This window comes from Kitasatospora sp. NPDC023385 (genome assembly GCF_055664045.1).
Genome location: NZ_JBVOOL010000046.1, coordinates 1 through 18,870, shown reverse-complemented (window position 1 = coordinate 18,870; position 18,870 = coordinate 1). Strand labels below are relative to the sequence as shown.

Genomic DNA, 18,870 nt, shown 5'->3' with positions numbered 1-18,870 from the left:
ATAGGAACAGGGGCTGACAATTTAAACACCGGTGCGAATGTTTAGAATCGACAGGCAAGGCTCTCGAATTAGCCCCCATCCCGCAATGCCCAGGGCTCGACATTCTGTTTGAATTCTGCTGGCGCCGATTTCGCTCTCGCCGCCGTGCCGCCCCGTGCCCTGCGCCTGCGCCATCGGCCGGGCCGACGGCTGGGCCGGCCACGGCCCTGACGGCGGATCCGGCGGCGCAGGGCAGGCGGCAGGATGGCGGGTCCAGCGCCGCCGGGCGCTGGCCACGGGTGCGGGGGCGGCACGCCGCGCCCAGGCGGCCGCGGTCCGCGTCGGCCCGCAGTTGCCGCCCAGTCCCGGTCCGGGCGGCAGGGCAGGTGGCCGGCGTTCCCGCGGGTGGGGGAGAGCGAGGGGGAGGGCCTGGATGCCGTGCCGCCCGCCGACATACAGATGGCCGGACACCTCGGCTGAGTGTCCGGCCATCACGGTGCGTCTGGACTACCGGCGCAGCCTCGCCGGGTCGAGGTCGAGGAGGAACGGGTCGGTGAGCGCGGTGGTCTCGCCGACCTGGACGAGGCGGTCGACGTAGAGGCCGCGCTCCAGGTGCCCGAGGTAGAGGCGTGGTGCGGGTTCGAGTTCGAGTTCGAGGCGCCAGTAGTGCGGGATCCCGGCCGCGGCGTACAGGGACGGCTTCATCTTCTTGTCGGCGACGCGGGTGGACGGCGAGGCGATCTCGATGGCCACGACGATGTCGTGCGCGCTCAGGGTGGTGCCGGCCTCGGCGGCGGCCGCCGCGTCCGCGATCACCAGGTCGGGGATCAGCAGCCCGTCGGGCACGACCACGTTGACGGCCTCCAGCACCTCCAGCGGCACGCCCGCAGAGTCGATGGCGGCGCTCAGGAGCATGGCGAAGCGGAGGCTGGCGCGCTGGTGCGGGACGCCGGGGCTGGGGCTCATCAGCAGCGCTCCCCCGACGAGCTCGATCCGGTTGCGCGGGTCTTCGGGCAAGGCCAGGACGTCCTCGACCGTCCATGGCCCGCTGTGCTCGGTGACTGCAACGCTCACAGGTCCCTTCCTTTCACCCGGCGTCTGCCCTCATTGTCCTCGGGACGGTCGCCGGGCGGTACCGGGTGCGTGGCTACGGTGCGGTGGTGGCGAGGGTGTCGTCGACCAGGACCTCGGGAGCGGGGTCCGCGGCGGAGCGCGCGTTCTTGGCGTGGGTCACCGCGGGGGCGAGGACGTCGTACATCCGGTGGGCGATCTGCTCGTCGTGCTGCTTGTGGTCCACCCCGTCTGCGGCGCCCCAGCCGGGGTGGCCGTTCCAGTCCAGCTCTTTCAGGTAGTCGACCAGCTGGGAGCCGGTCAGCGTGACCTTCACCAGCCCTCGGCTCCCTCGTTCCCCCTCCGCTGGCGGCTTGTCCACCTTGCTGAGGCTCGCCGGCCGGGTCCGGTCCCACATGTCGGCCGTGCAGACGATCGACATCGTGCCGATCCCCGCCGCTTTGGTCAGCGCGGCATCGTGGGACGGCGGGGACTGGGTCGCAGCGCCGCAGCCGGCCAGGAACACGGCGGTGAGCAGCGGGACGGAGGCGCGCAGGGTGTGGCGGATGGTTTTCACGCGGGTCATGGTCGCGGCTTGTGACCCGTCTGGGCACGCCCTGCGGCGGTGATCCACTCGAAGGTGCGGTTTCGAACCGGGGACTGTTGACGCCGCTGCTCGGCGTGGATCTGTTTCTTAGGCCCTACCCCCGCCCTGGTCTCGCCCAAGGCCGTCGGGTCCGTGGCCCACAAGCTGACGGGTCTCCCGTTCGGCCCGGGCGAGACCAGGGCCGGGTGGGATGGTGGGGCGGGTGTCAGCGGTGGCAGTGGGTGCAGACCTGGTCGCCGGCGAAGGCACGGTCGGCGGCTTGGACGTCCCGGCCCGTCTGTGGGGAGGCCGCGTCGAGGCTCTGGCTCAGGGGACGCCTGACGGTGGTGGACGGCTGGTAGGCCTTGCCGGTCACGATGAAGCGGTCGACCCCGGCGGCGTACGTGCCGGGGTCGCGGACGTAGATGCTGGTGGCTTTGGTCTCGCCCTCCCACTTCTCCACGTCCGCGGACCAGCGTTGCTCGGCTTCTTCGGCCGTGGTGCGGAACTCCTTGCCGATGCGCTCCCAGCTGGTTCCCCGCACCCGTTCGGTGTTTTCGACATGGTGAACCAGAGCCACTCGGGCAACGGGAGTGAGAGCCGCGTTGCGCCGTTCGTGGAGCTCGGAATGTGGCTGGCGAACCATGATCGGCATTGAGTTTCGGAGCCACTTCGTTCGGGTGATGTTGTGTCATCGGTTTCCGGGCGTGGTCACCGGGTTTTGTCACGTCTGGACCGATAGGTTGGCTGCCCCGGGTCCCTCCGGGCGCGGTCCCTGACAAGGCCCAGCCCGGGAGGACCCGGCTCCGTGTCCAGGTCCTGTGCGGGTGTTGACAGAGGCGGTTGATACCAATACCGCATGACCGACGACGAGATCATCGACAGGATCCGTGAACAGGCTCGGCCTGGAACATTGCCGCTGCCAGCCCCGCCGGAGGCCGTTGCCGAGCTCGAAGCCGCGGTGGGGCATCAAATGCCGACGCTGCTCAGGCGGATCTATCTCGAAGTCGCAGACGGCGGATTCGGCCGCTGGGACAGCGCCCTGTCCCTCACCGAGTACCGGGACGAACCACCCGTGCTGGAGGCATACCTCGCGTGGCGCGAGGGCTATGGGGCGGACTATCCGACACCGGTAGTACCCCTGCTGACTTGGGGCTGCGCGATCTGGTCGCTCGTTGACTTCAGCACTCCCAAGGGACGGATGTGGGGCTGGGACCCAAACGGCTCGTGCCTGCGCCACTCCCTGTTTCCCGAACCGATCACGCTGTCCGAGCGGCTCACCGGCTGGCTGGACGGCCGGGAAGACTTCCCGCAGCCGCCAAGCCAAACCGACTGCCCAGACTGCTGACGGAACGCGCCTTTGCGACCTGCCGGAATCGCGGCGCAAGTCGATCACTGCCGCCCGAGCGGCAGGCTCGGCTCAGCGGATGTGGTGCTCGGCTTCGGTGGTCTGGAGGCGGTAGGACTCGGTGCCGGTCTCGATCAAGGTGAAGCGGAAGGTCAGGCGGTCGGCGATGGCCGCGCAGAGCCGGGAGTCGGTGAAGGTCTTGTCCCACTCATCTGGGGCTGGCACTTGTTCCCTCACACGAGTTGCCGTTGCCATCAGGCCGTTTCCTGGTCCTGTGGTCCTCGTTGGTTCTCGCGGCAGTGGCCTGGTTTTCAAGGTGCTGCCTTGACCGTTCAGGTGCGAGGAAGGTGTGCCGGTGGCCGAGGCGAGATTGCAGGTCATCGCGGGCGGGGGCGTCCCGCAAGGGCCGCTGGTCACGGATCCGTGGCAGTTCCAGACGTCGTGCGTGGAGGCGTTTGTCGCCTCGTGGCGGGCTCGCGGGTTCAGTCCGGTGACGATCGACAACGACATCGGCCTGCTGGAGCGGACGCTCGTCGCGCTGGGGCGGCCGGCGTGGGACGTGACCCCGGAGGACATCGACCGCGTCGTCGGTGACCTCGCGGTGAAGGGGCGGGCGACGTCGACCCGCCGCGAGTATGTGCAGATCTTCAAGGGGTTCCACCGGTTCCTCCAGGCCCGGAAGGCCGCCGAGATCGAGGCCGCGTTCGGGGTCCGACTGGTCTGCCCTGTCGACGAGTTCAACGCCTCCCGGCATGTCGGTGATGACTCCCCAGCCCTGCTGCCGCCGCCAACTCCGGAGCGGGTGATCGAGTTCTTCGACTTCATGAAGCTTCGGATCGCGACCGCGCGAAAGTACGGACCTGCCGCACGGGACTACGCACTGTTCCGGACGCTCTATCACGCAGGGCTCCGCTCGGAGGAGGCCTCACTGCTGGAGAAGCCGGACCTGCACTTCACCCGCGGCCCGTTCGGCAAGCTCCATGTCCGCTTCGGCAAAGGAGCCCACACCTCCGGACCACGGCCGCGCTGGGTTCCCATGCTCGACGGCCTGGACCTGGTGCTGCGGTGGTTCCTGGAGGATGTACGCGGGAAGTTTCCCGACTCGCCGGTGCTGTTCGCCGACGAGTCCGGTGGCCCCCTGCACCGCGGAACTATCCGCAACCGGCTGCGCTATCTGATGGAACTCGAAGGGCGACCGCCAGCAGAGCGGTTCAGCCCGCATGCCCTGCGACGGGCCTGCGCGACCCACAACTACGAGCGTGGCGTCGACCTGGTGGCGATCCAGCAAATGCTCGGACATTGGACGGTCAGCTCGACCATGCGTTATGTCCGGCCCTCCGCGACGTTCATCGAGGACGCCTATCAGCGGGCCGTCGCCAGCGCCCTGGCCGAGCTGACTGGGAAGGACTCCACGGCATGAAGATCCGATGGCGGCTGCGGATGGCCGCCGCCCAACGTGAGGTGTGGACCGGCACCGAGCTGCGGCGGCTGCTGGCCGAGAAGGCGGGCCTGGAACTGTCCTCCGCCTCGGTGTCTGCGCTGTTCACCAAGGAGCCCTCGCAGGTCAAGATGACCACCCTTGCCGCGTTGTGCACCGCGTTGGAGTGCACCCCCAACGACCTGATCGAGATCGACACCACCCCTGTGGAGCGGCCCATCACACCGCCTCGACCCGTTGCTGATGCCCCGAAGGCGGTTTTCGCCCGGGGCCGGTCGATGCCGCCCCTGTGACCGGTGGAGGGATCGATGGGCAAGAAGCAACGCGACTGCGTCACCTGTGGTGCCCGGTTGGCTTTCGTGACCGCCAGCACTGCTGCCGGTGCAGGCGAAGGATGAACGAGCAAGCTGCTAAGGCGAGTTGCCCCTCCTGCGGGAAGGGTCGCCTGCTCCAGCAGGACACGGGCCGGTGCATCATCTGTTCGCGTGCCTGCGAACAGTGCGGCCATCCGGTCCGCGCGGCCGGCAACCGGTTGTGCCGGGACTGCCGCCGCAAGACCGAGCGGCTGGAGGCCCAGCAGCCGTGCCCGCGCTGCGGCAAGCCGGGCTATCTGCGCGAGGCGACCGGCTGGTGTGGGCACTGTTCTCACCCGGGATCACCCAAGAAGCCACCGATGGCCTGCCGCGAGTGCGGCGCGCTTCGGCGGCATGCCGGGCTGGGGCTGTGCTCTCCCTGCTGGCAGAAGCACCCTGGACGCCCCTTCATCCGCGGCGAACACCTCCGCGACCGGCTTGCTGAACCACCTGTGTGGCTGGGCGATTTCGTCGCCTATGTCGCCGCCCGCCACTGCGTCGCCCGGGCCTGCGGCTTCGTTACCGACCTGGGCCGGCTCTTGGAAGACGAGCGCGCCAACTCGCCCCATGCCCTGCTTGAACGATCTCGCCGCCCGGGACGCTCAATGGGCTCCTTCGCTCGCGCACTGGAGGACTTCTTCACCCTCCACGGCCTGGCCATGCCCACAGACCAGGCCGAGCGACTCGCCGCCGGGCGGCGCCAGCGTCGCATCGACGCGGTCCCCGAACCCCTGCGTCCCGCCGTCGTCAGCTTCGACGCCTCCCGGATGCGAGCCCAGGACCGGGCCCGCCGGGCCGGCACCCGGCCCCGCAGCGACCACACCTTGGAAACCGCCCTCGGCATCCTCCGTGACCTGGCCGTCTTCCTTGTGGATCACCGGGGCAAAGACGACTGGGCACTGGCTGACGTGCATGACGCCGAGGCTTTCCTCGCCACCCTGCCCCGGGCACGCAAGCGGCGGCTGACCGTGCTGCGGCAGTTCTTCCTCTTCGCCCGCTCCAACCACATCGTCCTGGTCGACCCGACCCGAACACTCACCGCGAAGGAGGCGAACGGCTTCCGAGGCAGGACTCTCTCCCTCGACCAGCAGCGCGAGCTCTTCCGCCGCTGGACCACCGATGAGCACGTCCACCCGCACGAGGCCCTGATGGGCATGCTCGCCCTGCTGCACGGCGCCTCCAGTTCCGAGGTCCGGATGCTGCAGATCACCCACGTCGACCCGGTGGCTCAGACGGTCCGGCTCGGCAAGCGACCCCACCCCGTCCCTCTGGACCCGGCCTCCTGGACGATGCTGCATCGCTGTCTCGCTCACCGTGCGGCATGGCCAACGGCCAACCCTCACGTAATGGTCACGAAAGGAACGAAGGCCGGGCGAAGCCCAGCCTCAACTGCCTATCTCTCCCACGTCCTTGACGACTGCGGGTACCCGCCCCGCATGATTCGCAGCACCCGGCTTGTCGACCTGGTGAACACCATGGACCCCAAGCTCGTGGCCGCCGCCTTCGGGATGGACCCCCAGGCCACCTTGATCTATCTCGCCGACCACGTCGATCCCGCACGCCTGGCGGACCTGCCGAAAACCGCTGGCGCGACACCAAGCAGAGGATGAGGATCAGCAACGGCGTCATGCCCGCAACAGAGGGGAGCCGACATGGTCGGTCGGGTGGAATTGCAGCCGGTAGATGAAAACGGGCTCGAAGAACTACTCGCGGTGGCCGTCGACGATGCAGCACCCGAGGAGGTCATGCCACCCGTGGCCGGCCCACCGGGGTGGACGCCGCAACGGCGGGACGCCTTCCGGGCTTGGCACCGTGCTCGACGGCCCGGCCTTGCCGGCCCGCTCCAAGAGTCCACATTCGCGATCATCCACGACGGGAAGATCGTGGGTTCGGCCCGCCTGGCTCTCCGCGACAGCCATGACATCCTCGAAACCGGCATGTGGCTTGCCCGTTCGTCGCGCGGGCGGGGAGTCGGCACCACCGCCCTTCGCATGCTTCTCCGCGAAGCCGCTCGAACTAGCGTGCGGACCGTAGTCGCGGAAACCAAGACACACAACAAGGCGGCGCTCGCCGCCTTGCGCCGCAACGGCGCGACCCTCACGACAAGCCCGGACACCGTCGAGGTTCATGCTGAGTTGCCACTGCCTCCCACCTCAACCACGAACCCGTGATGTTTCGGCATCACCTTGCACGAGTTCGCCGGAACATGTGCGCTTTGCCGAACGGGGCGTTGGAGGCTACTGCGGTGGCTTTGCGCTCCTCGCGCTCGGTGAAGATCTGGAACAGTAGCTTGGCGCCGCGTTTGTCCAGGTTGAGGTAGCCGAACTCGTCCAGGCACAAGAGATCGACTTTGGCGTATCGGGCAATCGTGGCGCTCAGGTTCTTGCTGGCCTCGGCCTCGGCGAGCTCGTTCACCAGCGCGGTCGCGGTGGTGTAGCGGACGGTCATGCCGGCCTCGGCGATCGCGGTGCCGATCCCGATCAGCAGGTGGGATTTCCCGGTGCCGGAGTCGCCGATCAGCACCAGCGGGCGGCCCTCGCGCACCCAGGTCGGGCTCTTGAGCGTCGAGACGGTCTCCGGGGAGACGTTCGGGTTCGCCTCGTAGTCGAAGTCCTCCAGTTATCCGGGGTTCATTTGTGCCCGTCTGGAACGTCAGTCAGCGTGGGGTTCACTCGTTCTGGTGGTCGTTGGCGTTGCGCTATCCGGGGTGGCTCGACAGCGTCGGTGACGTCGGCAGCATGGCGTCGTGCCAGCGCAGAGAATCGAGTTGGGCGATGGGCGGACGTGGACGGTGGTCGGTCCCGACCATCTGCCGATCGCGCCCGTCGAGGAGTTCTTCGAGTTCCTGCGCGTTGGCCGGGATGCCTCGCCTCACACTCTTCGTTCCTACGCCGCGTCGCTGAACGCGTGGTGGGACTACCTGGAGGCGGCCGGGCTGGCGTGGGACGAGGTGACGCTGCCGTCGTTCCTGCCGTTCCTGACGGTGCTGCGGACCGGTGATCCGGTCGGAGTGCACCGTTTGCCGGGTGCTGGTGCCGCCCAGGTCGGCGGGGTGGCGGAGTCGACGGTGGGGCTGCGGGTGGCGGCGGTGCTGTCGTTCTACCGGTATCACGCGGATGTGCACGGGGTGACGGTCGCCGGACGGCTCTATCGGGTCGGTGGGCGCCGGGCCCGCAGCCGATACGTCGGGGCCCTGGCTCACCTGGACCGCGGAAGTGACCATGTGAGCCCGGCGGTGCGCGTCCGGACCCGTGATCGCGGGCCGGCACCGGTGCTCACGCCGGCCCAGGCCGAGGCGATCCTCGACGGATGCGCGCGCTTCGACGCCGCCTCCGGGCGGTGGTCGGGATCGGTACGCGACCGGCTGCTGTTCGCGACGCTGAGTGAGACCGGGATGCGGCTGGGCGAGTGCCTGTCGCTCAAGCACTGCGACTGGCATGTCGGCCGGGGCGGGACCCCGTTCGTCGAGGTCGTACCGCGGCAGGACCACCCAGCCGGGGTGCGAGTGAAAAACAGCCGGTTCCGCCGTATCTACATCAGCGATGACCTGGAGCGTCTGCACAGCGAGTACGTGTGGGAACTGTGCGACGCCGACGCCCACCGGGCGGTGGACCTGGAGAACTGGTGGGTGTTTGTCAACCTGCGTCGCGGCGAGTGGCTCGCGCCGCTGCGGCCGGAGACCGTCTACGACCTGGTTGACGGTCTCAAGCGCCGGCTGGGGAAGGCGGTTCCGTCCGCCTGGACACCGCACTGGTGGCGCCATACCCACGCGACCGCTCTGCTGCTGTCCGGGGCTCACGACCACGTGGTGATGCGGCGGATGGGCCACGCCGACGTGCAGACCACGCTGACCCTCTATGGCTGGGTCACCGAGGATGCCGAGTTGAAGACCCTGGCGAACTGGAAGTCATTCACCACCAACTGGCGTGGCCTAGATGGAAGTTCGACATGACCGATCACCGCATCCCGCCAGTTTCTGTCGGCGGTTCGACCGCCCCGGACCGGTCCGCCCAGAGCGCCGCGCTGATCGATGGCCTGGACCCGGTGTTCGCCGGGCCGCTGTTCGACGGACGCGACCCGAAGCTGGCCGGGGTGTTCATGCGCGGATCGCGGCAGGTTCGGCTGGACATCACCGCTCTGCCGCTGGTCATGCGCCGCGAGGTCGGCTGGTGGCTGGCCACCTGCGCGCGCACCGGCGAACGGCAGGCCCACGCCAGCGAGTGGAACCGCTGGGCGGTCACCGCCGCCGATGTCATCGCACGTCACCCGCACGTCGCTTCGTTCGCCGACCGGCCGCTGGCCGAGTGGATGACCGCCTGGGCCCGGAGATTCCACGCCGACCGGGGCCGGATGCCCGCCCCTGGGCATCGGCTCCGGGCCGAGCACGCTCTGCGCGGCATGCTGGAGCGGCTGCTGCGGCAGTACGCCAGCGAGGTCGACTGGTGGCGGCATGACATCTGGTCGCTGCGGCTGGACCCGCGCGTCCCGCGGCGCGAGCACGAGCCGCGCGCGAACACCGCCGTCCGCTGGGGCGACATCACCCCGGTCTGGCTGCGGGAGGGGACCAAGTTCTACCTCCGGCTGCAGATGGAGTCCGGACAACTGACCTGGTCGACGGTGATGCAGCACCGCGTGAACACGGCGCGCTTCGCCGCGTTCGTGGCCGAGCGCGGAATCGACCACCCCGCCCTGGCGGACGGCTCCGAGCGGAGCCTGCGCTCCTTCGCGCTGGAATTCGGCACCTTCCTGCACCGCTGGCAGCGCGAGACACCGGGCCGAGCCGAGGTCGGCGGCAGCCTCCAGCCGAGGACGATCAACAAGAATCTGCAGACGATCGACCTGTTCTACCGGGTCATGACCGACTGCCGCACCGAGGCCTCCGAAGCCCTGGAACGGCTACTGCCTGCTACCGCCCACCCGGTCCTGCGACAAAGGCAACGCTTGCCACGGCTGCGACCACTTCGCCACCGATCGCACCTTTCTCCCGGACATCCAGCGCCAACTTGCCGAAACCCAAGCGCTGGTCGCCACCCGCCAGGCCCGGCACACCGAACGCTTCGGCGAGCCGATGAGCGAGGCCAACATCTGGCTGGAACAGCGCAACGCTGAAATTCGCAGCATGCAGCTGGAGATCACCGCCCTGGAAGCCCAGCCGCACGACAGAACCGTCGTCGTCCGCGGCGCGGGCGTGCTCGGCCGCACCGGCTACCAGAACATCGCCAACACACCGGATCGCAAAGGGACATAGCCTGCATGACCACCCGCCCGACCACCGCGGTCCCTGACGCTGCCCCAGCCGAGAGCCGGCGGATCGCCGCCCTGCGGCAGGCTGCCCAAGACAAGCACGAGCAGGCCGTCCAACGAGCGGAGGCAGGCATCCGGCGACTGGTCAAAGCAGGCGAGGAGATCAACTTCCGGACTGTCGCCCGCGCGGCGGGCGTCAGCCTGGACTTCCTCTACGCCCACGCCGACCTGCGCAAGCGCATCGAAACCCTGCGCGGCCAGCAACGGGCTGACAGGCAGCCTCCCCCGCAGGAGCCCTCAGCTGACGACGGCACGGTGATCCATACCCTCACCAAGGCCCTCCGCCGCGAACGCACCGCCCACCGAGAGCGGGTCCAAGAACTCGAACAACGGCTGGCAGCCGCCCACGGCGAGATCCTCCGCCTCCAACGGCAACTCCGTGAGCATGGTCTCGACAGCCCCTGAACGGCCTACCGTTCCGGAACACTGAACACGCGCGCCACATAGCCATCGAGCAACACACCGAATGCCCGCGGCGACTCAACAGCAGGAGCTTCCGTCACCAGATCACCGGCCCGGGTGAGAGCGTCCACGTCCGCCCAGCCCCCGCAGAACAACACGACCCCGAGCACAGCCTCGTCCCGCCCCGACAGCACCAGGCCCACTGAGTCTGGAGCCGTGACACGACCTCGGTCCGTCTCCAGAGCCTGCGGCCAATGCGCAGCCTCATCCCTCCAGGTCACAGACTCAACGATCAGACCAATGTGCTCCCAGCCGAGGCGACGTTCGGCAATCTCGGCTGCAGCTTGATCAAGGTCGATGACGTGGTCCATGTCGAGATGATTGCTCGGATTGGCGCTAGCATCCACCCGATATCACCTTGCCGACGGCGTCCGCAGCGTTATGAAGAGCCACATCACAGCTCCATGAACCCCTAACCCCAGATAACTCCAGGACTTCGACTTCGCGAAGAACCCGAACGTCACCCCGGAGGTCGTGGCGGACCTGAAGTCCTCGACCTGGGTCCGCGAGGGGCGGCCGCTGGTGCTGATCGGCGACTCTGGCACCGGCAAGTCCCACCTGCTGATCGGCATCGGCACCGCGATCGCCGAGACCGGCCTGTCGGTGCGCTACACCACCACCAGCGCGCTGGTGAACGAGCTCGCCGAAGCCGACGCGAGCCGCCGGCTGTCCTCGGTGATCGCCCGCTACAGCAAGATCGATCTCTTGTGCCTGGACGAGTTCGGCTACCTGAACCTGGACCGCAAGGGCGCGAAGCTGCTGTTCCAGATTTTCACCGAGCGCGAGGAGCGCAAGGCCACGGCCGTTGCCACGAACTCACCTTTCACCGAGTGGGACAAGACCTTCGGCGACGCCCGCCTCTGCGCGGCCATCGCCGACCGGATCACCTTCCGCTGCACCCTGATCCAGACCGGCACCGAGTCCTACCGCTACCAGGCCACCCAAGAATCTCTCTTCCCCACCCCGAACTGACACGCCACCAGCAGCACGGAGAGCTGGGCCACCATTCGTTCGAGAACCTACCAATGTGGATCGGCATCCCACTCGCTGTCAGGCTCGCTAATCTGCTCGAATGACTCGAAGGTGTGGGCGTCGAAGAACATCGCTATCGAGAAGGGCTGCTGGGGGTCCGTAAGGATCCGGTATATGAACTCGCTGGTGGAGCCGTCGAAGCGCTCCCACTCGTCGACGTCGTCATGTGCTTGAGCGAGAATCGGCCACTCGTCAGGATCGGCAGATTCGGTCAACCAGTAGAACTGGTCAGCCTGGACGGAGTCGCCCCACTTGAGCAGGCCACCAGCGGCAGGGAAGACCGGGTAGGGACGATAGAGGTCGCTGAGTCGGGGGTCGACGAGGGCCTGATCGCCAAGCCATTCGGCGTCTTCGATCAGATCATGATGGGAGCTCGGCGAGTCGGGCGTCGAGAACCACAGATACTCGGTGAACTCGCCCGAGCCGAAGCGCTCCGCCAAGAGTTTGTAGTCGGTCGGTAGAGGAGTGCCGAGTCGCGACTCCACCGAGGGCCAGTCGATCGTCCTGGTCCTCGTGGTCTTCCAGCCCGTGACAGCTGCGAGCTTCTCGATCCACGTTTCCGCTGTGTCCACGACGGTGAGTAAACCGCAGCCAACCGACAACAGACCTGTCGGGGGTTCAGCTGGCACCGAACACCGGTCTGGGAGCGAGGCCCTGGCCGCGACTTGTCAGGGAGGCGACCCGGGCCTGCGACCACAAGCTACCTACGCCCCCACCCGAGCTCCTGCGGACACTCCGCCCACGCCCACCAGGTCACCCGATTCCAACTCGCTTTGCGGGTACGCCGGTTCACCTGCCAGGACTCCTCCTGTCCACGGCGGACGTTTGTCGAGCAGGTCGATGGCCTGACACGCCGTCACGGGCAGGGAACCGAGCGACTGCGGTCGGCGGTGGCTGGAGTGGGGCTGGCACTCGCAGGGCGGGCCGGTGCGCGGATGGCCGCCCTGCTGGGCCTGCGCGCGAGCCGCAGCACGCTGCTGCGGCGGGTGATGGAACTGCCCGACCCTGACGTGGGTGCTCCGACGGCGGTCGGGGTGGACGACTTCGCGCTGCGCAAGGGCCACGTCTACGGGACGGTGGTCACCGACGCGCGTACCCACCGGGTGCTGGACCTGCTGCCGGAGCGCGACGCCGCCGCGCTGGCTCCGTGGCTGGCCGCGCAGCCCCAGCTGGAGGTGATCTGCCGGGACCGGGCCAGCGCCTACGCCGAAGCTTCCACCACCGCCGCGCCCCAGGCCCTGCAGGTCGCCGACCGCTACCACCTGTGGGCGAACCTGGTCAGCGCGGTCGAGCGGACTGTGACCGACCACCGCCGCTGTCTGACCAGCCTCCCGCAGATCGAGCCGGAACCCGAACCGCGGTAGGAGACTCCGGCCCCCGGCAGCGACATCATCGTGGGAAGCGAGGAGCCCGCCGACCCGACCGGGCTGATGGCGGAGCGGCGCCGGGCTCACCACGCCCTGGTCCACGAGTTGCTGGAGCATGGCCTGAGCATGCGCGCCGTCGCCCGCCACCTGGGCTGGGGGCGTCACACCGTGCAGCGGTACGCACGGGCGGAGCGGTGGCAGGACATGGTGAAGGGGCATCAGCAGCCGCGTGGGAGCAAGCTCGACCCGTTCAAGCCCTACCTGGCCCGGCGCTGGGAGGAAGCCGGCGGCCGGATCACCGGATTCGTGCTCCTTGATGAGATCCGCGAGCGCGGCTACCGCGGCAGCTACACGCTCCTGGCGCAGTGGAAGAAGCAGGCCCTGCTCGCCCCGCACCGGGTACCTCCGCCACCCCCGCCGCCTTCGGTGCGGCAGGTCACCGGCTGGCTGACCCGTCACCCCGCCGGGCTCACCCTCGACGAGGAGATCCAGCGCAAGGCGGTCCTGGCGCATTGCCCCGAGCTGAACACCGCAGCCCACCTGGTGACCACGTTCGCCGAGATGCTCACCCTCCTGGAAGGCGAACGCCTCACCGACTGGATCACCGACGCCATGACCTCCGGCCTGCCCGGGATCAGCACCTTCGCCATCGGCCTGAACAGCGACTACGCCGCCGTCCACGCCGGACTGACCACCCACTGGAACTCCGGCCACGTCGAAGGCGCCGTCAACCGGATCATTCTGTGGAATCTGATTTGTCAACATTATGCGGGTTTGAGCAGTTTCATGGTCCAGTCCCGCTGCTCTGCGGTGTCCGGGACGGCAAGCCCGCGAGCTCGTTCCAGTTGGGCCCAGGCGGTGTCGGGGTCGACGCCGTTGAGGATGAGGAGCGCGGCGGCGAGGAGAGATGAGCGTCCGATCCCGGCGCGGCAGTGGGTGACGATGTGTGCGCCCTCGTCCAGCTGTTCGGCGAGTCTCCGCAGGGTGGGCAGGATCGTGGCGAGGTCGGGGACGGTGCGGTCGGGGATGGGTATCGCGACGAACCGAAGCCCTGCGGCCACGGCTGCCCGGGGCTCGTCGGCGAGGCCGAGTTCGTCAAGCTCGGGTCGAGTGAGCGCGCAGACCAGAGTGTCGACGCCGCAGAGGCTCAGCGCGGTCATCTCGTCCTCGAGCCAGTCATTGCCACGGGGTTTGGCCATGGTGCTGAGCTGTCCCGGGCCTGGGAGGTCGACGGTGAAGAGGGTGGGGCGCATGTCAGCAGCACTTTCGGTCGGTGGGGTCAGATGGTGATCGGACGGTCAGGGGCAGGGGTCGGCCGGGTTCGGCGCGGAGCTCGCTCGGAGTCGGGCCGGCTGGGGTGGCCACCTCGGCGAGGCGCTCGAGAAGACGGTCGAGGGCGCTCTGGCCGTCGTCGACGGCGGCGCGTTCTTCTTCGGTGAGCGGAATGCTCACGAGCATGCGCTGCAAGTTGGCTTTGGCTTCGAGGAGTTGAGACTTTGTCGAAGCCTTGGGCGTGTAGAAATCGCAGCGGGCGCATGCCATGCGGTGCTGGCATTGTTCGAAGAACGTGTAGGAGCACAGGCCGTGCCCGAGATCGTAGTACTGCCACGGTTCGCCGGAGGCCGCGGCCCCGGAGGCGACGGCATCGCGGTCGATGAGGACCTCAACGGTGCGGACGTTGCGGGCGAAGTACCCGGCCTCGGTGTATGCCTTGGTGAGGGTGTTCGGGGTGATCTTCGCGTAGTACTGCGTGGACTGGGGCGATCGGTGTCCGAGCCAGGCTTGCAGCTCGAACAGGGTCATCGGTTCCTTGGCGTTGTAGAGCTGGCTGGCGATCGTGGACCGGGCCCGGTGGCTGGTGATGTTCCCGCGGATGTCGGCGGCCGGGACGCCGGCCTTGCGGCAGAGCATGGGGATGACCGTGTTGTTGATGTAGGCCGGGGATATTCGCCGGGCCCGGAAGGCGAACAGCAGGTCCACCTGCTCGGCGGTCCTGCGGTCGACGAAGCGGGGCTGGGAGGGTCTGACGGCCTGCCAGGCGTCGATGGCCTGGCCGAGGATCGGGTCGACGGGCTTGGTGAACGCGGTGCCGGTCTTGTGGGTGGGGACGTCGAGCAGGCAGACCGCGTCGCGGGCCAGGACCTGCTGGGAGTCGCCGGCGATTGCTGTCCCGCCGTGCTGCCAGCGGATGCAGCCCTGCCGAAGGCGGGCGATCTCGTCACTGCGCTGGCCGCTGAAGAGCCAGGTCAGCGTGACCGCGCGGACCAGCTCCAGCGGATAGAACAGGCCTGCCCGGGTCTGCGGAAGGTCGGCGGTCTCCAGGTTCAGTCCGGCCCAGAGCAGCTTCGCCCAGATCTCGTCCGCGATCACCCTCGGGTTCGGGCCGAGCAGGGCGGCGATGCTGCGCGGAGTGGCCAAAGCGCGTTGCGGGTCGAACCGCCGGGGCAGCCATTCCCACTCCTGGCAGTCCCGGAAGAACGTTCGCAGCGCGGTGAGCTGGGTGGACTTGGTCGATGCCTCCAGCGGCTTGCCGGTGCGGTCGTTCAGGCCGGTGGTGCGTTCGACGAAGTCGCCGACCTTCATCCGGTCCAGGGCGGCTATCCAGGCCGCGCAGGTCTGCCGGGTCCAGGCGGCCGGGTCGGCGAGGCCGGGGTGTTCGGCGGCGAGCCAGCGGCCGACCTTCAGCAGGTGGGAGCGGATGCTGCCGCGAACGCGGGGTGTCAGCGTCGAGGTGGCGTGCCACCGGTCTGCCCACTGGGCCCAGATCTCCGGTCCGCCGGCCGCCTTCGCCGTGCGGCGGCCGGTGTCTGAGCTCGGTGGATCGCAGAACCCGAGGGCGGCCACCGCCCGCTGGAAGGCGTGCAGGGTGTTGAGACGCAGGTCGGGGATCTGCTTCTCGCGGCGGATCCGCTCAAAGAGTGGGGTGGTGAGCTCGTCGACGTGGGGGCTGCGGTTGAGCAGGAACACCTGGCAGGCGACCATCGGCAGGAGCTTGTCGTCATCCCGGCCGAGCTGGTAGCCCCACTCGGCAAGGACCGTGCGGATCCGGCCGATCTCGCCGTTCACGCGGTCGTGTCCGAAGATTCGCCAGGCGAGTGTGAGCCGGCTGAAGCTGCCGAGCCGGTGGAACTCGTTGAACCCGCCGAGCAGGTAGGCGTGCGCGGACAGGTAGGGACGGACGGCCTCGTCGGCCCAGACCGGGGCACCCCGGCGGAAGCCCTTCTGGTCCTGGCCGATCACCTGCGTCCACTCCTCGATGGTCCAGCCCCAGTAGGACCGTCCGACCTGTGCGGATCGCAGCAGCAGCACGGCGACGGCGTCGTCCATGGCCCGACGCCGGTGCGTGGTGGGCGGCGAGTCGAGTCCGGCGGTGACGGCGTCCAGCGGCCGTAGCAACCGCTTGATCGCATTCCATCCCGGCGCCGAGGGGTCGTGGCGGCGCAGTCGCCGCAGGTTGTCCACGCCCAGCTCGCGGATGGCCCGCTCCTCCGAGGGACGGAGCGTGATCTCGGTGTCGCAGCGGAGCGGGTCGATGGGCGGGAGCCAGCGTCCGGTGTCGCCGTCGCCGGTGACCGCTGCAGGCGTCCAGGCGGTCACCGGGCCACCTCCGTGGTCGCTGCGGTGTCCGTGCTGGTGAGCATGTTGATTCGCCAGGCGTGGATGTGCTCCATGCCGCGGCTGAGCTTCTCGGCCAGGTCCCGGCCGGACAGGTGGATGTACTGGAGCGTCGAGTCGGTGTTGCGGTGGCCGGCGAAGGTGGCGATCGTGTGCAACTCCCAGCCCATCCGGGCCAGGTCGGTCAGACACAGGTGCCGGGTGGTGTGCGTGGAGAACCGCGGGACGCCCGCCTCCAGGGCGATCCGGCGTACCACCTTCGACCACGTCCACAGGCTCAGGGGCTGGGCGTGATTGCGTCTCGACTCTGACAGGAACAGTGGTCCGCGGGCCCTGCTCAGAGTGGACCGGTGGGTGAGGTAGCCCGACAGCAGCACCCCGGTCGAGGCTGAGTACGGCACCACGCGCTCCAGCCGGTTCTTCGTCGTCTCCGCCCGGACCCGCAGCGTGCGGTGGGCCGGGTCGAGGTCGTCGGTCCGCAGCGAGCAGAGCTCCTCGCGCCGCAGCGCGGCGTCGTAGGCGAGCGCCAGCATGACCCGGTTGCGGATCGGCTCGCCCCGCGCGACCTGCAGGATATCCAGCCACTGCTGTTCGCTGGGGATCCACGGCAGCTTCGTCAGCCGGGGCACCAGGCCGCGCTGCTGGCCGGACGGCCTGCGGCCGGGCGTGTAGCGCCCGCGTCCCACCGGGTTGGACTCGCGCAGCCCCTCCTCCATGAGGAAGTCGTAGAACAACCGCACCGACACCAGACGTTGCTGGATCGTCGCGTTCGACAGCCCCGCCCCCGAGTCGATCGACACCACGTTCGCACCACGTCGACCGGGCCGTGAAGTCAACTCCCGTACAAAGAGAGCGACATGAGCCCGATTTGCCGTCAGTGGATCGACGCCCTCCCGCTCACACACGAGCAGGTACTCGGCCAGACCCCGCGCGTACGCATCGATCGTCCGAGGCGCACGCCCGAGGTCTGCCCACACCTGCAACCAGCCCGCTGCCCGCTCGTGCCGCCCCAACACCGGCCACTTCTCCGCCAGCACCACCGTGCCGCCCAACGCATCTCCCCAGTCCGCGGTCACACCGAGGGGACATGATCACCCTTGGCCAGATTCCACGTAACTGTAAAGATGCTGAAACGACAAATGTACGGCCGGGCTGGCTTCCGACTCCTGCGTAAACGGGTTCTTCTGGCCAGTTGAGCATCCACGCCCATAGGGTGTGCGCGACGAGAGAAGTGACTCGATGGATCCCCGCATACCCCGCGTGCGGCGCAAGCTGGCCGCCGCCCCTTTCCAGCATCTCCGCAGCCACTCCTTCGGAGAGGAACACCATCAGTTCCGCCTCGGGCCGCGGCCGGCCGAAGCTCGGATCGCAGAGTTCGAGTCCGAGTACGCCATCGCTCTCCCCGGCCCGTACCGGCAGTTCCTCCTGCATATCGGCGGCTCGGGAGGGGGACCCTTCTACGGCCTCAAGCCGCTGGAGAAGTGCACCTTGCTCGTCATGCAGCCCAGCTCGGGGCCTGGCATCCCGCGCGGCTTCGACGAGGCGGACACCGCGGAGGAAGGCGACCTGTTCCTCCACATCGTTGAGATGGGGTGCACGGACGTCTGTGTTCTGGCTCTCACGGGACCGCTAACCGGTCGCGTCGTGATCGGCAACAGCGACGGGCACTGGGGGCCCAACGTCTCATCGGCCAGCGACTTCCTCGCCTGGTACGAGCGATGGCTTGACCACATGGCCGCCGGGTTGGACAACCGAGCACTGGAACTCACCTCGCCGCACCTTCGCAGCCACCCAAACCGGCATCGGCTGGCTCCGAAGATCTGACTCTCCGTAGCCACATCACACAACCTGAGCCAGAACCCACTTGAGACCGTCGCAGACAGCCCCGTGTTGCACCCCGGCGCAACACCGCGTTGCACCCCCGCGTTGCACCCGCACCCACCACCCGGCCGCCCACCACCGGTGAGCCGTGACAGCGAAGTTGGGACGATTGTCACCGAAGTTGGGACAACGGCTGCTTGTGTCAGCGAATCAGGGAAGTAGCCCAGTTTGTGACAGCGAAGTTGGGAAGCGTAGGCATCGGGCAGGTGCCTGGGCAGCTCATCCTCCCTGGTAGGGGTCCTGCTGGCGCCGTGCTGTTCGTGCAGGCTCCTACCCGGGCGGATCTTTCCGGGTGCACGCAACTGGCATTCGTCGGAGCGCGTCTCGATGTGTGGCGACGTCAGAAGCCGTTGCCAGCAATGGCCATACGAGGTCGAACCGGGTGGCCGAGAGGATCAGGAGCCGTTCCATGTCGGATGAGATCACCGTGCACCCCGTCGCCTGGCCACCTGCCC

The 18,870-nt window shown here is 68.4% G+C and carries 19 protein-coding genes and 3 pseudogenes; 12 read left to right on the top strand and 10 right to left on the bottom strand.

Annotation, left to right across the window (positions count from 1 at the left end):
• Positions 1-486: 486 nt before the first annotated feature.
• The 3 genes from AC0B61_RS35420 to AC0B61_RS35410 form a co-directional block, all read right to left on the bottom strand.
• A complete protein-coding gene (locus AC0B61_RS35420) occupies positions 487-1,053 on the bottom strand; it encodes a Uma2 family endonuclease (RefSeq protein ID WP_471746379.1) in 567 nt (188 codons plus the stop codon).
• A gap of 73 nt (positions 1,054-1,126) precedes the next feature.
• Complete coding sequence (locus AC0B61_RS35415) at positions 1,127-1,606, bottom strand: hypothetical protein (protein WP_471746377.1); 480 nt, start codon at positions 1,604-1,606, stop codon at positions 1,127-1,129.
• A 235-nt stretch (positions 1,607-1,841) separates the two neighbouring features.
• Positions 1,842-2,159: a hypothetical protein gene (locus AC0B61_RS35410; protein WP_471746375.1), complete on the bottom strand. Its 318-nt coding sequence runs from the start codon at positions 2,157-2,159 to the stop codon at positions 1,842-1,844.
• A gap of 315 nt (positions 2,160-2,474) precedes the next feature.
• On the opposite strand from AC0B61_RS35410, the gene AC0B61_RS35405 reads away from it, so the two are divergent.
• Positions 2,475-2,963 (top strand): SMI1/KNR4 family protein, encoded by a 489-nt coding sequence (locus AC0B61_RS35405; RefSeq protein ID WP_471746373.1) that lies wholly within the window; start codon positions 2,475-2,477, stop codon positions 2,961-2,963.
• Between the two features lie 72 nt (positions 2,964-3,035).
• On the opposite strand, the pseudogene AC0B61_RS35400 reads toward AC0B61_RS35405, so the two are convergent.
• Positions 3,036-3,170 (bottom strand): annotated as a pseudogene (locus AC0B61_RS35400) (ATP-binding protein); the annotation flags it as partial.
• Between the two features lie 148 nt (positions 3,171-3,318).
• Between AC0B61_RS35400 and AC0B61_RS35395 the strand changes: the two are divergent.
• From AC0B61_RS35395 to AC0B61_RS35380, 4 genes are all read left to right on the top strand, one after another.
• Positions 3,319-4,383, top strand: coding sequence for a tyrosine-type recombinase/integrase (locus AC0B61_RS35395; RefSeq protein ID WP_471746371.1), 1,065 nt, complete (start codon positions 3,319-3,321; stop codon positions 4,381-4,383).
• Positions 4,380-4,694, top strand: a complete 315-nt coding sequence (locus AC0B61_RS35390) for a helix-turn-helix domain-containing protein (protein ID WP_471746369.1) — start codon at positions 4,380-4,382, stop codon at positions 4,692-4,694. Before AC0B61_RS35395 ends, AC0B61_RS35390 begins: the two co-directional genes overlap by 4 nt.
• 101 nt (positions 4,695-4,795) lie before the next feature.
• Positions 4,796-6,364, top strand: coding sequence for an integrase (locus AC0B61_RS35385; RefSeq protein ID WP_471746367.1), 1,569 nt, complete (start codon positions 4,796-4,798; stop codon positions 6,362-6,364).
• Between the two features lie 54 nt (positions 6,365-6,418).
• The gene (locus tag AC0B61_RS35380) at positions 6,419-6,925 is read left to right on the top strand and encodes a GNAT family N-acetyltransferase (RefSeq protein WP_471746365.1); all 507 of its coding nucleotides are present in this window, start codon (positions 6,419-6,421) and stop codon (positions 6,923-6,925) included.
• A gap of 46 nt (positions 6,926-6,971) precedes the next feature.
• Here AC0B61_RS35380 and AC0B61_RS35375 read toward each other — a convergent pair.
• Positions 6,972-7,373: pseudogene (locus AC0B61_RS35375) on the bottom strand (ATP-binding protein); the annotation flags it as partial.
• A 127-nt stretch (positions 7,374-7,500) separates the two neighbouring features.
• Here AC0B61_RS35375 and AC0B61_RS35370 point away from each other — a divergent pair.
• The 4 genes from AC0B61_RS35370 to AC0B61_RS35355 are packed head-to-tail and all read left to right on the top strand — an operon-like array spanning position 7,501 to position 10,463.
• Positions 7,501-8,706, top strand: coding sequence for a tyrosine-type recombinase/integrase (locus AC0B61_RS35370; RefSeq protein ID WP_471746363.1), 1,206 nt, complete (start codon positions 7,501-7,503; stop codon positions 8,704-8,706).
• Positions 8,703-9,863, top strand: coding sequence for a hypothetical protein (locus tag AC0B61_RS35365; RefSeq protein ID WP_471746361.1), 1,161 nt, complete (start codon positions 8,703-8,705; stop codon positions 9,861-9,863). The genes AC0B61_RS35370 and AC0B61_RS35365 overlap by 4 nt, the downstream gene beginning before the upstream one ends.
• Positions 9,823-10,002, top strand: coding sequence for a hypothetical protein (locus AC0B61_RS35360; protein ID WP_471746360.1), 180 nt, complete (start codon positions 9,823-9,825; stop codon positions 10,000-10,002). Before AC0B61_RS35365 ends, AC0B61_RS35360 begins: the two co-directional genes overlap by 41 nt.
• 5 nt (positions 10,003-10,007) lie before the next feature.
• Positions 10,008-10,463, top strand: coding sequence for a DUF6262 family protein (locus AC0B61_RS35355; RefSeq protein WP_471746358.1), 456 nt, complete (start codon positions 10,008-10,010; stop codon positions 10,461-10,463).
• Positions 10,464-10,468: 5 nt separating this feature from the next.
• Here AC0B61_RS35355 and AC0B61_RS35350 read toward each other — a convergent pair whose 3' ends face one another.
• Positions 10,469-10,831: a hypothetical protein gene (locus tag AC0B61_RS35350; protein WP_471746356.1), complete on the bottom strand. Its 363-nt coding sequence runs from the start codon at positions 10,829-10,831 to the stop codon at positions 10,469-10,471.
• 127 nt (positions 10,832-10,958) lie between these two features.
• Here AC0B61_RS35350 and AC0B61_RS35345 point away from each other — a divergent pair.
• Positions 10,959-11,492: pseudogene (locus AC0B61_RS35345) on the top strand (ATP-binding protein); the annotation flags it as partial.
• A 47-nt stretch (positions 11,493-11,539) separates the two neighbouring features.
• Here AC0B61_RS35345 and AC0B61_RS35340 read toward each other — a convergent pair.
• Positions 11,540-12,124: an SMI1/KNR4 family protein gene (locus AC0B61_RS35340; RefSeq protein ID WP_471746354.1), complete on the bottom strand. Its 585-nt coding sequence runs from the start codon at positions 12,122-12,124 to the stop codon at positions 11,540-11,542.
• Positions 12,125-12,217: 93 nt separating this feature from the next.
• Between AC0B61_RS35340 and AC0B61_RS35335 the strand changes: the two genes are divergently transcribed.
• Positions 12,218-12,916: an ISL3 family transposase gene (locus AC0B61_RS35335; protein WP_471746352.1), complete on the top strand. Its 699-nt coding sequence runs from the start codon at positions 12,218-12,220 to the stop codon at positions 12,914-12,916.
• 767 nt (positions 12,917-13,683) lie between these two features.
• On the opposite strand, the gene AC0B61_RS35330 is transcribed toward AC0B61_RS35335, so the two are convergent.
• From AC0B61_RS35330 to AC0B61_RS35320, 3 genes are read right to left on the bottom strand one after another with little or no spacing between them, the layout of a single operon-like run.
• Complete coding sequence (locus tag AC0B61_RS35330) at positions 13,684-14,172, bottom strand: phosphatase domain-containing putative toxin (RefSeq protein WP_471746350.1); 489 nt, start codon at positions 14,170-14,172, stop codon at positions 13,684-13,686.
• Position 14,173: 1 nt separating this feature from the next.
• Positions 14,174-16,516: a tyrosine-type recombinase/integrase gene (locus tag AC0B61_RS35325; RefSeq protein ID WP_471746348.1), complete on the bottom strand. Its 2,343-nt coding sequence runs from the start codon at positions 16,514-16,516 to the stop codon at positions 14,174-14,176.
• The gene (locus tag AC0B61_RS35320) at positions 16,513-17,511 is read right to left on the bottom strand and encodes a tyrosine-type recombinase/integrase (protein WP_471746412.1); all 999 of its coding nucleotides are present in this window, start codon (positions 17,509-17,511) and stop codon (positions 16,513-16,515) included. Before AC0B61_RS35320 ends, AC0B61_RS35325 begins: the two co-directional genes overlap by 4 nt.
• Before the next feature lie 262 nt (positions 17,512-17,773).
• Between AC0B61_RS35320 and AC0B61_RS35315 the strand changes: the two genes are divergently transcribed.
• Complete coding sequence (locus AC0B61_RS35315) at positions 17,774-18,358, top strand: SMI1/KNR4 family protein (RefSeq protein ID WP_471746346.1); 585 nt, start codon at positions 17,774-17,776, stop codon at positions 18,356-18,358.
• The last annotated feature ends 512 nt before the right edge of the window (positions 18,359-18,870 follow it).

Coding starts and splice junctions, on each gene's coding strand:
- AC0B61_RS35360 (WP_471746360.1), top strand. CDS start 9,823: ATGAGCGAGGCCAACATCTGGCTGGAACAGCGCAACGCTGAAATTCGC.
- AC0B61_RS35350 (WP_471746356.1), bottom strand. CDS start 10,831: ATGGACCACGTCATCGACCTTGATCAAGCTGCAGCCGAGATTGCCGAA.
- AC0B61_RS35315 (WP_471746346.1), top strand. CDS start 17,774: ATGGATCCCCGCATACCCCGCGTGCGGCGCAAGCTGGCCGCCGCCCCT.
- AC0B61_RS35355 (WP_471746358.1), top strand. CDS start 10,008: ATGACCACCCGCCCGACCACCGCGGTCCCTGACGCTGCCCCAGCCGAG.
- AC0B61_RS35330 (WP_471746350.1), bottom strand. CDS start 14,172: ATGCGCCCCACCCTCTTCACCGTCGACCTCCCAGGCCCGGGACAGCTC.
- AC0B61_RS35390 (WP_471746369.1), top strand. CDS start 4,380: ATGAAGATCCGATGGCGGCTGCGGATGGCCGCCGCCCAACGTGAGGTG.
- AC0B61_RS35365 (WP_471746361.1), top strand. CDS start 8,703: ATGACCGATCACCGCATCCCGCCAGTTTCTGTCGGCGGTTCGACCGCC.
- AC0B61_RS35405 (WP_471746373.1), top strand. CDS start 2,475: ATGACCGACGACGAGATCATCGACAGGATCCGTGAACAGGCTCGGCCT.
- AC0B61_RS35385 (WP_471746367.1), top strand. CDS start 4,796: ATGAACGAGCAAGCTGCTAAGGCGAGTTGCCCCTCCTGCGGGAAGGGT.